The 13,123-nt window shown below is 32.2% G+C and carries 11 protein-coding genes and 1 other annotated feature; of the genes, 5 read left to right on the top strand and 6 right to left on the bottom strand.

All coding sequences use genetic code 11. The features are described 5' to 3' along the window. Positions 1-14: 14 nt before the first annotated feature. The gene (locus tag ACFCYN_RS14260) at positions 15-566 is read right to left on the bottom strand and encodes a GNAT family N-acetyltransferase (RefSeq protein WP_375949996.1); all 552 of its coding nucleotides are present in this window, start codon (positions 564-566) and stop codon (positions 15-17) included. Positions 567-812: 246 nt separating this feature from the next. Between ACFCYN_RS14260 and ACFCYN_RS14255 the strand changes: the two genes are divergently transcribed. Continuing rightward, positions 813-2,018, top strand: coding sequence for a cytochrome P450 (locus ACFCYN_RS14255; protein ID WP_375949994.1), 1,206 nt, complete (start codon positions 813-815; stop codon positions 2,016-2,018). A gap of 367 nt (positions 2,019-2,385) precedes the next feature. Here ACFCYN_RS14255 and ileS read toward each other — a convergent pair whose 3' ends face one another. Further along, positions 2,386-5,466, bottom strand: a complete 3,081-nt coding sequence (gene ileS / locus ACFCYN_RS14250) for an isoleucine--tRNA ligase (RefSeq protein ID WP_375949992.1) — start codon at positions 5,464-5,466, stop codon at positions 2,386-2,388. Between the two features lie 54 nt (positions 5,467-5,520). Further along, positions 5,521-5,763, bottom strand: a binding site (T-box leader). 334 nt (positions 5,764-6,097) lie between these two features. On the opposite strand from ileS, the gene corA reads away from it, so the two are divergent. The 3 genes from corA to ACFCYN_RS14235 all read left to right on the top strand — a co-directional run bounded on the left by corA (position 6,098) and on the right by ACFCYN_RS14235 (position 9,419). Then, entirely contained in the window at positions 6,098-7,039 is a 942-nt protein-coding gene (gene corA, locus ACFCYN_RS14245) for a magnesium/cobalt transporter CorA (RefSeq protein WP_375949990.1), read from the top strand. Between the two features lie 302 nt (positions 7,040-7,341). Next, positions 7,342-7,548, top strand: coding sequence for an HU family DNA-binding protein (locus tag ACFCYN_RS14240; RefSeq protein ID WP_172444858.1), 207 nt, complete (start codon positions 7,342-7,344; stop codon positions 7,546-7,548). A 707-nt stretch (positions 7,549-8,255) separates the two neighbouring features. Beyond that, positions 8,256-9,419 (top strand): hypothetical protein, encoded by a 1,164-nt coding sequence (locus ACFCYN_RS14235; protein ID WP_375949988.1) that lies wholly within the window; start codon positions 8,256-8,258, stop codon positions 9,417-9,419. Between the two features lie 630 nt (positions 9,420-10,049). Here ACFCYN_RS14235 and ACFCYN_RS14230 read toward each other — a convergent pair. The 3 genes from ACFCYN_RS14230 to ACFCYN_RS14220 all read right to left on the bottom strand — a co-directional run bounded on the left by ACFCYN_RS14230 (position 10,050) and on the right by ACFCYN_RS14220 (position 11,886). Then, positions 10,050-10,238: a hypothetical protein gene (locus ACFCYN_RS14230; RefSeq protein WP_375949986.1), complete on the bottom strand. Its 189-nt coding sequence runs from the start codon at positions 10,236-10,238 to the stop codon at positions 10,050-10,052. A gap of 348 nt (positions 10,239-10,586) precedes the next feature. After that, the gene (locus ACFCYN_RS14225) at positions 10,587-10,907 is read right to left on the bottom strand and encodes a hypothetical protein (protein WP_375949984.1); all 321 of its coding nucleotides are present in this window, start codon (positions 10,905-10,907) and stop codon (positions 10,587-10,589) included. A gap of 286 nt (positions 10,908-11,193) precedes the next feature. Further along, the gene (locus tag ACFCYN_RS14220) at positions 11,194-11,886 is read right to left on the bottom strand and encodes a hypothetical protein (RefSeq protein WP_375949982.1); all 693 of its coding nucleotides are present in this window, start codon (positions 11,884-11,886) and stop codon (positions 11,194-11,196) included. A gap of 359 nt (positions 11,887-12,245) precedes the next feature. Here ACFCYN_RS14220 and ACFCYN_RS14215 point away from each other — a divergent pair, with 359 nt between their 5' ends. Then, positions 12,246-12,461: a hypothetical protein gene (locus ACFCYN_RS14215; protein WP_375949980.1), complete on the top strand. Its 216-nt coding sequence runs from the start codon at positions 12,246-12,248 to the stop codon at positions 12,459-12,461. Between the two features lie 172 nt (positions 12,462-12,633). On the opposite strand, the gene ACFCYN_RS14210 is transcribed toward ACFCYN_RS14215, so the two are convergent. Further along, a complete protein-coding gene (locus ACFCYN_RS14210; protein ID WP_375949978.1) occupies positions 12,634-13,083 on the bottom strand; it encodes a hypothetical protein in 450 nt (149 codons plus the stop codon). Positions 13,084-13,123 lie beyond the last annotated feature (40 nt).

The raw sequence follows: 13,123 nt of genomic DNA, 5'->3' as shown, positions 1-13,123 counted from the left end.
TTATTCTATTTTTATTATCCCTTTTCATTTTCCCAATCAGGTTTAATCAGAGAAAATACGTTTAAATCATGAGACTGATCACTTTGCACTAAATAGCCTCTTAATAATCCTTCTTTTTGAAAGCCTAACTTTTCAATTAAAGCTGATGAACCTGTATTATCCGGAAATATATTCGCTCCAATTCGATAAAGTCCTAGTTTATCAAAGCAAAAAGCTGTAATTTCTTTTATTGCTTCAGACATATATCCTTTTCTCCAAAAAGTTGGTAATAAATCATATCCAATTTCAGTTCTTCTAGCATGTAAAACTAAATTATTTAATCCAATTGTTCCGATTAGTTTTTTTGATTCTTTTTCAACGATCCCCCAACGCATTCCTTGTTGGTTTTCAAATCTAGTTTGAAATGAATCGATCATTTTAACCGCTTGATCCTTTTCAGTAAAGGGATCCATACCAAAGTATTTAATTACCTCTTTATTTGAAAAGATTGAATAAATCTCATCCACATTTTTTTGTGTAATTTGTACTAAAAATAATCGTTTTGTTTCTAAAATCGGAAATTCCATAAATTTACCCCTTTCTTTGTGAGTAAATCAAATTAATATCGATAATTTGAAGTACCTTATTTTACCATAACCTAATCTTTTATTCTTACTATACATTCGTTTTACAACTTCGACTACTATACGTATTCCTCATGAAATCTTTTCTAAACAAAAGTATTCTTTTTTTGTACTATCCAGAAATTGGGAATAATCCTTTTTCACAGTAATAGAAATAAATAGACTCATTTTCAAAAGGGAGAAAATAAAATGAACAATCAATTAAAAATTAATCCAATGCATTTTTACAAAGACCCATACTCGTATTTTAGTAACGCTAGAAAAATAAGTCCTGTACTTTACACAGAGCTTTTTCAGAGGACGGGTTGGTTAGTGACGGGTTTTAAAGAAGCCGAACTAATTTTAAAAGACCTTCGCTTTATTAAAGAAGAAACGAAAGTGACCCGACCTGAGAAATTACCAGAAAGTATTATGCCTGCAGTTACTTTAAATCGGAAAATGATGCTTTTTCGAGATGCACCTGATCATACAAGATTGAGAAATCTTGTGAACAAAGCCTTTTCTCCAAGGATGGTTGAAAATTTACGGGCTACAGTAAATGAAATTGCAGATTATTTAATTGAAAATATGAAGGGAAAATCTACCCATGAACTAATAGGTGACTTTTCATATTTATTACCTGTATTTGTCATAACCGATTTATTAGGTGTTCCTAAAGAAGATCGGGACTTATTTCGTGATTGGTCTAATGCATTTATTAAATTCATTGATTTTAATACGACTATAGAAGACTTAGAATTAGTTACGAAACATATTGTTGATGCGTCTAATTATTTTAGAAATCTTATAACTGAAAGAAGAACTGTACCAAAAGAAGATTTAATCAGTAATTTAATAGTTGCCGAAGAATCCGGTGATAAATTAAGCGAAGATGAAATGATTGCAAGCTGCCTGCTTTTATTAATTGCTGGCCATGAAACGACGGTCAACTTAATTACAAATGGATATTATTTATTATTAAAACATCCAAAGCAATTTGAATTATTAAAAAATGACTTATCGCTTATTCCTGCAGCAGTTGAAGAGATATTAAGATATGAATCACCTGTTATTTTTACGTCTAGATGGGCTAGAGAAGACTTTGAGTTCGCTGGAAATTCGATTAAAAAAGGCGATTATTTTATGATTTCCTTAGGAGGAGCCAATTACGATCCGAAAGTCACAACAAATCCAGAAACATTTGATATTACTCGAAAGAATATAAAACATTTATCCTTTTCCTCGGGCCCACACTTTTGTTTAGGTGCCCCGCTTGCTAGATTAGAAGGACAAATAGCATTTGAAAAACTGACAAAACATTTACTTAATCCTGTTCTCATAGAGGAGCCAACTCGACGGGCAAATGTTGCTTTTCGTGGATTTGAAAGCTTGAAATTTGAAGCGACGATTCAATGAAACACTAGATTTCCTTATTTTTTCATTTTGTGAGTAAATCATTGAGTTTTGTTCATAAAACAATCTTTTTTGTGCGTAAAGTATTGTGTTTTGTTTATAAACTAATCTTTTCCGTGCACAAAGTACTTTGTTCTGTTCATAAACCAATTTTCTATGTCCGTAAAGTACTTTAGTGCGTCATTTTTCATGCATTTTTTGCCAAATCCATTCGACATGACGGTGCAATCTGATAAACATCCTTCCTATGATTTTGAATGGAGCTAACTACTTTACAATAAAAAACCCCACAAGTAAATTTCATACTTTGTGGGGTTTATTTATCTTTACATCTCAATTTTCACCTTATTAAAACCATCTAAAAATCAAGTTAATTTGATGCAAATAATTCAATTTCAGCTTGATTGTCACCAACTTGAATTTCTTTTCCATTTACTTGATTCTTAACTACTAGATTCTTCATTAATAAGTTTTCCTCAAGCATTCCTTTGAACTTTTCAATGATCTTAATAAATTCTGTATCGCCTTTTATTCCAATATCTACTCGCATATTAATTGGTAAATTTAATTCTTTTCGATATTCTTGAATTGCTCGAATGAATTCTCTTACGGTACCTTCTTGAACAAGATTTTCGGTTAAAAATGTATCAAGCGTAACAGAAAATTCGCCATTCGTTGCAGATGCGTATCCTTCTTTAGCACTTTTTTCGATTAAAATATCCTCTGTATCGACTTTTACCGTTTCACCAGAATCAAGTAATAAATCAACACTTCCGATATCGACCACATTTTTCGCTTCTTCATTTGTTAATTTTTGCAGTGATTTATTGATTAAATTAGAGTTCTTTCCAAATTTTGAACCAGATTTTTTAAAATCTAATTTCAATTTTAAAGTTGAAAACTCGTTTTCGTTGTTTACTTGTAAGAATGATTTTACATTTAGCTCATCTAATACAATCTCTTTATATAAATCCCACTCGATTTCTTCATTGTTACTTACTACAGTTAAACTTGATAAAGGCTGTTTAATTTTTAATGAATTTGTATTACGAATGCTTCTTCCAAGTTCTACGACTTTTAAAACGGCATCCATTTCTCTTTCAAGCTGAGGATCAATTAGTGCTTCATTGGAAATTGGGAAATCAGATAAGTGAACACTTTCATTTGTTAAATTAAAATAAACATCTTCAGCTAAGAAAGGCGTAAATGGAGCCAATAATTGACTTACTTTCGTTAAAACTTCAAACAGTGTATAGTAAGCAGCCGCCTTTTCTTTATTCATTCCATTTGACCAAAAGCGTTCTCGTGATCTTCTTACATACCAATTACTAATTTCATCTACTAATTTAGCAATGTCTCTGGCAGCATTTGTAAATTGATATCCATCTAAATTGTGATTTACATTTTTAATTGTGCTGTGCAAACGTGAAATAATCCATTTATCTAACGCATTTGTTTCATACTCATATTGTTTACTCGCTACAAATCCATCTAAATTTGCATATAAATTGTAAAAACTATTTACATTATCGAACGTATCTACTAGTTTTGACTTTGCCTCTTGGACAGCTCTTTCAGAAAAACGTTTAGGGTTCCAAGGGGCACTGTCTACTAATAGAGCCCATCTTAAAGAATCTGCTCCAAATTTTTGAATTAACTCAACTGGATCTAGTGCATTTCCTTTACTCTTAGACATTTTTTGTCCATTTTCATCTAATACATGGCCTAGTGATAAAACTCGTTTATATGGTACTTTACCAGTAAATAAAGTAGAGACTGCTAATAAACTATAAAACCAACCTCTTGTTTGATCGATCCCTTCAATTACAACATCAGCAGGGAATTGTTTTGCAAATTTATCATGATTTTCAAATGGATAATGATACTGAGCAAATGGCATTGATCCGCTATCGAACCAAACATCAATGACTTCAGGTGTTCTTTTCATCTTACCACTGCATTTTGGACATTTTAGACTGACTTCATCAACATAAGGTTTATGCAATTCAATTGAATCCGAAATTTCTTTTTCCGAATAGCTACATAATTCATTTATACTTTTTGGTGCTAATTGATAATTACACGAATCGCATTCCCAAACATTTAATGGAGTACCCCAATATCGTTTACGACTAATGTTCCAATCTACCATTTGTTCTAAAAAATTACCAAATCTGCCATGTTTAATATGATCTGGATGCCATGTTACTTCTTCGTTATTTTTAATAAATTGATCTTTTAATGCTGTAGTTTTGATAAACCAACTTTCATTTGCATAATAAAGTAATGGAGAATCACATCGCCAGCAATGAGGATAGCTATGCTCATATTTTTCTTTACTAAATAAAAGTTCATTTTCGGCTAAATATCTTACGATGTCTACATCACATTCTTTAACAAATCTTCCTTTAAAATTGGTCACTTCTTCAGTATATTGACCTTTTTCATTCACAACATTTACAAATGATAATCCATTTTCTTGAGCAACTTTATAGTCGTCTTCTCCATATGCAGGTGCGATATGAACAATTCCAGTACCGCTATTTTCAGTGACAAAATCTGCTTTAATGACTTTGTGACCGACTTCAACACGTACAAAATTAAATGGTGCTAAGTATTCAATCCCGATTAAGTCCGCTCCTACGAACTCAGATAAGATAATATAATCAGTTTTTAATACCTTTTCTACTAAAGCTTTAGCAAGTATAAATACTTCTTCTCCTTTTTTGGCACGGACATATTCCATTTGTGGATTAACAGCTAATGCTACATTAGCAGGAAGTGTCCAAGGAGTTGTCGTCCAACCTAGAAAAGAGACATTTTCCTCGTTTAGCAATTTGAATTTAACCGTAGCAGATAAATCCTTCACGTCTTTATAGCCTTGTGCTACTTCATGTGAGCTAAGGGAAGTTTGACAGCTAGGGCAATAAGGTGAAACACGATGCCCTTTTACTAATAATCCTTTTTCGTGTATTGTCCCAAGAATATTCCAAACACTTTCAATATATGAGTTATCTAATGTTACGTAAGGATCATCCATATCTACCCAGTAACCTAATTGCTCAGTAAATTCACGCCATTGTTTCTCATAAGTAAATACACTTTCTTTACATTTAGCAAGAAAGGCTTCTACTCCATATTGTTCAATTTCTGCTTTCCCTGAAATTCCAAGCATCTTTTCAACGCCAAGTTCAACAGGTAATCCATGAGTATCCCATCCGGCTTTGCGAATAACTTGGTAACCAGCCATTGTTTTATATCTAGCTACAACATCTTTAATTGTACGACCTAAAGCATGACCAACATGTGGCAAGCCATTTGCAGTTGGGGGGCCTTCATAAAAAACAAATGATTGATGATCTTCTCTTTGTTCAATTGAGTTTAAAAATGTGTTATTTTTTGACCAATATTCACTGACTCTTTTTTCACGATTTTGAACTGATTCTTTCATATTTGATATCGCCTCTCTTATTTTTTTAAAGCACACAAAAAACCCGCCCCTATAGTAAGGGACGGGTTTAACCGCGATACCACCCTAATTCTATTGAAAAAGTCCGTTCTTCAATAGCACTCAGTCACGTACAATCATACGCGTTCCTTTTAACGGTAGACACCCGTTCAAACCTACTTTAATTTCAGTTTGACTTCTCGGAGAGGATCTTCATTTAAGTACTATTCACCGGTTTTCAGCTACCCCAGCTCTCTTTAGAACAGTTACGAAAATTACTTATCTCGTCATTGAATTAATTTGTGTGCTTTTATTGTAATTTATTATATCCATCGTCAAATAAAAAGTCAAAGTTTTCTTAAATTTATTTTTTAGTTTATTCAAATTCGGTTATTTTAGTTTATTGTTATAACTTTTCTTATACTTTTTTAATGTGAGAACGCTAAAAATGCTAAAATAACGTTCAATCTTATCCGTTTTTAATTATTCTATTCTGTTTCTAATTTTTTGATTTCAAACATTGCTGTAGTGTTTATTTCGTGAAAACTTCTTCATAATTTTTTTCAAAACGAAACAGAAATATTGTGTTAAACTGATTTTGGAGAAAGTTAACGAGAAATAGGGAGTGCGAGATATGATCAAAACAATGGCTGTATTTAAAGACGGAACAATTGCATTTGATGTATCGATTGAAGAATTAAATTCCGAACGAATTGATTGGGTTTGGGTCGATTTTGAAAATCCTAAAACAGAAGAAATTGACTTATTGCGAACCAAATTCCACTTCGATGAAATAGCAATTAAACATTGTGTAAGCTATAAAGAAAGACCGAAAATGGACTATTATGAAGGCTATCGTTTTATCGTTCTACAATCATTAAACGAGAACATGGAACAAACTGAAATTGATCTCTTTTTGTCTCACAAGTACATCGTTTCATTTTGTTGGGATGCGACAAGTGTATTACAAATTGTGTGGAACAAAGTAAAAGGATTAAAGAGTATAAAAGGACTGAAGCCAGAACAAATTCTATACCACATTTGCGATGAAATAGCAGATAAATTCTTTCCAATTGTCCAAAAAATCGAGGATGACATTGAAGACATTGATGAATTAGGAACAAATTCCGACCTTAATATGATCGATGGAATCAAAACACAAGTAAGTAAATTATCTAAAGTCAGAAAAACTGTTAAACCAACAAAGGATTTAATTTACCGTATTTTAAATTCAACACATGTTGAAATTGATAAAGAAACGACAAAGAAATTACGTATTGTCTACGATCACTTAGTGAAATTATTAGATGACATTTCAGATAACAGAGAAATGGCAAATGACATCAGAGAAAGTTATATTTCCACTAACTCACACAAAATGAATAAAACGATGAAAATGTTAACATCTGTCTCGATTGTTTTCATGCCATTAACATTCATCGTAGGTGTTTACGGGATGAATTTTATTCACATCCCTGAACTTCAGTTAAAGTATGGTTATTATTACTGTTGGGCAATCATGCTAATTATCGTGATTGGCTTAGTGATGTGGTTCAAGAAAAAAGATTGGTTCTAAGATTTGTTTGAGGTTATTTAGAAGGTCATAAAGGGGATCGAAAAGCTTGTTTTAAGCTATCCACACACTCTAGAAAAAGGTTATCCAACATAAAAAAGATGAACTCTGTATTAAACAGCGCTCATCTTTTTTTGTATCTAAATGTAAACTAGATTTCAAAGAATACGATTTTCCAACCAAACGGTTATATTTCCTTTTTTTACTCTTACTTTGAACCGCGAAATTTGTATTACGAAATCAATCTTGCAAATCTTGTTGAACTTGTAATAAACAAGCTATAGTAAAAATAGGAGGTGTTTTCAATGCCAGCGAATCAGTCAAACGTATTTTTCACAAAAGATGACTTAATTGCACAAATTAGTGCAACGTATCCTTTGTTATCTAAAGGCGAAGGAAAGGAAATTATTCAAAAAATTATTTATTCCATTAAAGAAACTGCTGAATTAGACGGAAAAATTGTCTTTCTATTACCGGAAGATTCAATCGAACCAGATTATGAACGAAAGTGAATTTGTCGATACAAAAACAGTCGCAAACTATTTTGGTATCACACCGGAAACTGTTCGGGATTGGATTCATAAAAAGATTCTTCCAGGTTAACAAATCGCTAGATCAAGAGGAAAGTTTCAAATCTCTCATGATGCATTTGATTTTTTCAAAACGCAACGCGAAGCTCGAAATAAGATAGTTGATGAAATCTTAAACAACAAATTTGATGACGTACAAGATGCAGAATTTGAACTAGTCGACGAATAGGAGTAATTCTAAAATGATAAATCCAAAGTTTACTTTAGATACGAATTTTGTTGCACCATGTATCCTGCTGATTATTTAGTAACTACCAATATTAAAGACTTCCCTAATCCCCTTGGCATCTGCGTAGTAATCCAAAAAGAAAATCTACCTGAAGTATTACCACTTTACCCTTAAACCCACTATTTTTATAAAAAGTTCTACTTTTACTTGGAAATATAAGCTGTTCTTCAAGCATGCTCCACTTTACAGTTTCCATAAGAACTTCAATAAAAAGTGTCAAATTAATATAAAAAAACAATAACCAACGGATTGGGTACTCCTTTCCCATTTTTTCATCTTACGCAACTACCGCTTGTATTTTTAGATTTGATTAAATCGTAAATGCTGTATTCAAATTTGTCAGTTAATGATATTTTTATAGTAAAGACTTTTTTCATTTTCTAGATGGGTGTGAACAGTAATGTTAAGACTAGTAAAACCGGGAATAAATATTAATTCACTACTATTTTATGAGGGTGGATTTACAAAACCAAATAAAAATAAACAGTATCGATCACAATTTTTAATTGATGAAACTAGATTTATTTATGCAGATGTTATACTTACGTACCCTATTAGAGATCAAACTCGTTTTGTTAATTTAAAATATGAATACCACTTCCAAGATGGAACGGTCATTGATAAAAAGAATTTAAAAGTAGAGTTAAAAGAAGGGATAAGTACCGTTACCATTTCGTTTCGTAATGGATTAGACAAATTTTATCGATGGAAACATGGTGAGTATAAAGTTGTCATGTTTTTAGATGAGAAAAAAATTGCAGTAAAATCATTTTCAATAGTAGAACCTAAAGAAAATTTTTTAGACAAAGTGGACATGACTCCCATACGATTATTTCAATCTAGTATTATTAATCTGACTGAAAAAGAAAATAGGGAATATATAACGCAATTCCCACAACTAGATACAGGTGGAATTACTTGTGAAATTGACTTCTCATACCCAACATTAGAAATAGACAAGCGAGTCATTATTGAGCAGTTGATCTATTATTCAGATGGTGAAGTATTGGCAAAAGAAGAACACGAAAAAATATTAATAGAGGGTTCAAATACTTCAAAATTCGAATTAAATTGGGGATCTGGCAAAAAAGGAAGATGGGCAAGTGGAAAATATAGAATGGGAATTTTTCTTAATGGTAAAATCTGTGGTGAAAGAGAATTTGAAATAATAAACACAAACGTAGTAAACTTTCCAACGCTTACATTTAATTCACTACGCTTTTACAATACTAATATCGATGGTGTAGAAAAAAAGAATCGCATTTACAAAAGGGAATTTCCAAGGGAAACTGCTTCTTTTATATTCTGGGAAATACAATTTTCTATGACTACGATTTCAAAGAGAAGAAGGATTGATTTTGAATTTGACTATCTAAAATCTGATAATACCGTAATTGCTAGAGGGAAATCTAGCATCAATTTCGAAAGAGGATGGGACAATGCCTGGTATACTGATGGATGGGGCTATAATGATATGCGTAAGTGGGAGAAAGGACTGTATTCAGTAAGAATAAAAATAGATGGCAAAATTTTTGGTGAAGGAGATTTTGAAATAGTTGATTAGATTATTTCGTTATTATCGATCCACAATTGTTTAAGCCAAAAAAATGACGAAATGAGTTCTGTCTCAAAAGCCCTATTTGATTAAAAATCATCAAATTAGAAACGCAAGAATGCTGATTTAACAGTATTCTTGCGTTTTTTTACTTTAAAGCTGAAGTCTACTTTTACTCATTGATTGATGTCATTAAAACATCTAAATAATCTTGTCTCATGCCGACATTAAAAGTAAAATCTACTAGCCTCTTCTTCACTTGCGAAGCTTTTATATCATTGCTTAATTTTTCAAGGGCATTTTTCTTAAATAGTCTGATTAAATCTTATGCATTTTTATTAAAAAGCAGGAAATTTCTTCAGGATACTTAAGTTTTGTCATTTTACAACAATTGTACAGGGACAAAAGTTAATGAACCTAAAAACCCAATAAACTCGCATTCCTACGTTGACAGTACTTTCCAAAATGACAAAAGTTAATGAACTTATTTTTAAGGTTAATTTTCAGAATAATCAAAATTAGTGACAATAATTATTGAACATACTTTTTATGCAAAAGGTCATAATGCATAAACATACAATACCGAATGCATTAAAAAAGGATGGGCAGTTTCAGTGACTAATCCTTTTTACTTTTCAATCATTTTTGATTTGAAGAAACTGGCGGCGTTTGTTGTACATTTTCATCATTTGTACCGGGCAAGAACGATTTTGAAGAGAGGCTATTCCCTTCCGTCGCACCTTTTAATCGGATTCGTTGATCTTCCGTAATTGTCGCATGATCGAGCGTCACACGTCCATGGCAAATTATATTTTCTTTCCTTATCACTCAAATTCCTCCTGTTTCAATCCTTTTTATCTTTTCATTGTATTTTTTTAACAATTTATTACAGGAACGTCCGAAGATTACTCGAAATCTAGTTATAAACTAGGTGATCGCAATCGGTGCCTAGGGAAGAAGAATCGTTTGCCGTTTAATCGGCAACGCTTTTTTACATTCCCGGATATTTTAAAGAAGACCACACACTTATTATTTGGGTAATTATCAGAATCGGCAATTATCTAACATTCGTAAAGTCACTTTATTTTTTATTTAAAAAGCGCGAATGTTCTAATGCCCACTTTTGCATAACAGGAGAATTAGCAATTAGATTTTCTGGTAGATGTATACGATCTACTATCTTCTTAATATCAAAGAAAGTCCTACATCTTCTTTATATTTAAGCTTTCGGTAAATTTCCAACATTGTATCCATTTTACTTTCCTCCTTATTTAAAGGGATAAGAAAAGAAAAGTAATCCGATATTTGTAGGATTAGTTTAGCCTTTCTTCTCACTTTTTTTTTGTAATGGTCAAGAACAAGACTTCTGGAAACATTCAGTAATTGAGCGATCCGGTAAATTGGATAACCACCGACCACCATTTGTTGAATCGACTTGTACCATAAGGATCCATACTTGCGAACCGAATGCGCTTCAAATAACCTTTGTTTTGGCAAATCCCCTCCCAAGCACGTATAGTTGAAACCGCAACCGCGTGTGAAATTCCTTTTAGCACGCTTCGTTGTTTGTTCGGCATGAAACAAGGAAACGATACTTTTCCTAATAGGTTCCGTAATCACTGAACAAAACTAGTCAAAGCTTTACAAGCGACATATAAAAAAGCCCCCCAATTTTGAACAAAAAAGGATGAACGATTAATAGTCATCCTTTTTGTGATTAACCGGAAAGTAGAACAAACTGGCTTATATCACTGTTCTAGCTCATAATTGACAAGTGTTATTCTTAATTATTAAAAGTGCTTGAAATACCTCTAACATCACTTATCTTTGGTAGTTCACCTTTTTCATCTCTCGTGATCATATATGAACCAGTATCGTTTTTAAGTCGCACGATTAACTCAACACCCTCAGCCTGATCTTTTTGTAATGCTTGATAATAATGAAGTATGCCATTTTCAATCTCTGTCGCTTGATTTTTTTTATAGTTCTCCTTTAAATCGACATAAAGCGTTAACCAAAGCTGATTCTTTACATCACCGATCTTATTTTTCAGCTGATTAACTTCTTTTATTTCTCCGTCACGGTATCCGACGTTTAAATCAATTTTTTCGACATTTGTCAGATGTTTCGAAGCATAACCCCACTTTTCAATACCTTTCTTTCGCCATACCTCTTCCATATATGTATCGATTATCCTATTTTTTCGTTTTGATGCTCCAAAAGAGATTCCTTTGTCTGTCGTAAAGGATGCTCCATACCCATCTTTATTCGAATAATCTCCTTCACTTTTAACGATATGGATATTGTATTTAGCTTCCATCTTTTCTTTCAATCGTTCTTCCGTTTTTGCTATTTTCTTTGGATCGCCATTTAAACCAAAATAGACAGTCTTACATCCCATCCATACAACGATAATGGTTGGGATTAGCATGACTAATGTGAGCATGGCTTTCCTGTTCCAAAAATTCTTCATCATTTGCAGACCCCTTTATATCGAAATTCTAAAATCGTTTTTAATCTAATTTTAATATTTCAACATACTTTACGATATTCCTTTAAGGAATAGGAAAATTTATCGCTCAAAAGCAAATCCTCTATTTGTCGGAACAGTTAAACAGTTCCCTTCACTTTTGATCATGCGCCAACTTTGAAATGTCCGGTCATGGAGCAAGACATGCTGGTACAAAACTAGGTTGACCATCACAGACATCTCTCGAAGAGACGACATAAGGTTCATGTGATCGATTAATTGAACCAAAATTAGATAAGATAGTTAGCGATCAGTATGGAAAACAATTGGCAGTAAACCCCAAGAAAGTACATGATGTTTATTTTATGGAAAAGCTTAAATCCACTAAGGGAATGGATATCTATGAAAGTTGGATTGAAATGGATATGCAAATAATGGTTGGTGAACCAGGTGTAAATACCAAAATGGATAGAGTAATTCTAAAAAAAGATTCACCAAATATTGGTAGAAGTGGTCATGTCGTGATTAGTGATGAAATAAAAGATGTAAAGGTGGAATTAGTTAAATATTATAAAGGATAAATCTCACTTGAAAATTGATACAAATTTATTTTACATAAATATGTTTAGGTAATAAAAAAGGATCTTCCAATGAAGATCCTTTTTTGATTCTTATGCAACTACCATGGGAGTACGATATAAACTTCCATTCACTGTTGTGAATCTGAGGATTCATGGATGGCTAACGCATGCGTTAGTTCAATAAGGGTTTTGAAGTATTTTTATGTTTCTTTTTTAAAATTAAATTGAATAATAATTCAACGTGATAAAATACATTCGAAACGATAGTACCAAAAAGCATTACTTTCAAAAATACACGAATATCATCGAAAATACCTAGGTTTAAACTTTGACTTTCGAGAGCGAAAAGGATAAACATAACACCCATACCTGCAATTGAATACATTCCAACTTTCGCCAAATATGACAAAATTTTTGAGGGATACTTATATTCCGAATGCCATTTGTCAACGCCAATCGATAATGGAGTTCCCGCGATTATATAGATCACGCTTGAATAAAGTGCTACCGAAAGAAATAAACCTAAAAAGCCAAAACCGTCATTATGCTGATACCGGAAACAAGTAAACAAAAATGAAAAAGTAATCGTTGATAATAATGCAATTAACAATTTATTAAACATTTTTTATCGCCCCTTTTATTCTTATTTAACTTATAAAACA

Source organism: Gottfriedia sp. NPDC056225 (assembly GCF_042267765.1).
Classification (GTDB): Bacteria; Bacillota; Bacilli; order Bacillales; family Bacillaceae_G; genus Gottfriedia.
Note: the sequence above shows the minus strand (reverse complement) of the source record. Positions and strands in the feature narration are given on the sequence as shown.

What these genes read in the sequence shown, in the direction of transcription:
- ACFCYN_RS14260 (WP_375949996.1), bottom strand. Translation starts at nt 566, where the DNA reads ATGGAATTTCCGATTTTAGAAACAAAACGATTATTTTTAGTACAAATT.
- ACFCYN_RS14255 (WP_375949994.1), top strand. Translation starts at nt 813, where the DNA reads ATGAACAATCAATTAAAAATTAATCCAATGCATTTTTACAAAGACCCA.
- ileS (WP_375949992.1), bottom strand. Translation starts at nt 5,466, where the DNA reads ATGAAAGAATCAGTTCAAAATCGTGAAAAAAGAGTCAGTGAATATTGG.
- corA (WP_375949990.1), top strand. Translation starts at nt 6,098, where the DNA reads ATGATCAAAACAATGGCTGTATTTAAAGACGGAACAATTGCATTTGAT.
- ACFCYN_RS14240 (WP_172444858.1), top strand. Translation starts at nt 7,342, where the DNA reads ATGCCAGCGAATCAGTCAAACGTATTTTTCACAAAAGATGACTTAATT.
- ACFCYN_RS14235 (WP_375949988.1), top strand. Translation starts at nt 8,256, where the DNA reads ATGTTAAGACTAGTAAAACCGGGAATAAATATTAATTCACTACTATTT.
- ACFCYN_RS14220 (WP_375949982.1), bottom strand. Translation starts at nt 11,886, where the DNA reads ATGATGAAGAATTTTTGGAACAGGAAAGCCATGCTCACATTAGTCATG.
- ACFCYN_RS14215 (WP_375949980.1), top strand. Translation starts at nt 12,246, where the DNA reads ATGGAAAAGCTTAAATCCACTAAGGGAATGGATATCTATGAAAGTTGG.
- ACFCYN_RS14210 (WP_375949978.1), bottom strand. Translation starts at nt 13,083, where the DNA reads ATGTTTAATAAATTGTTAATTGCATTATTATCAACGATTACTTTTTCA.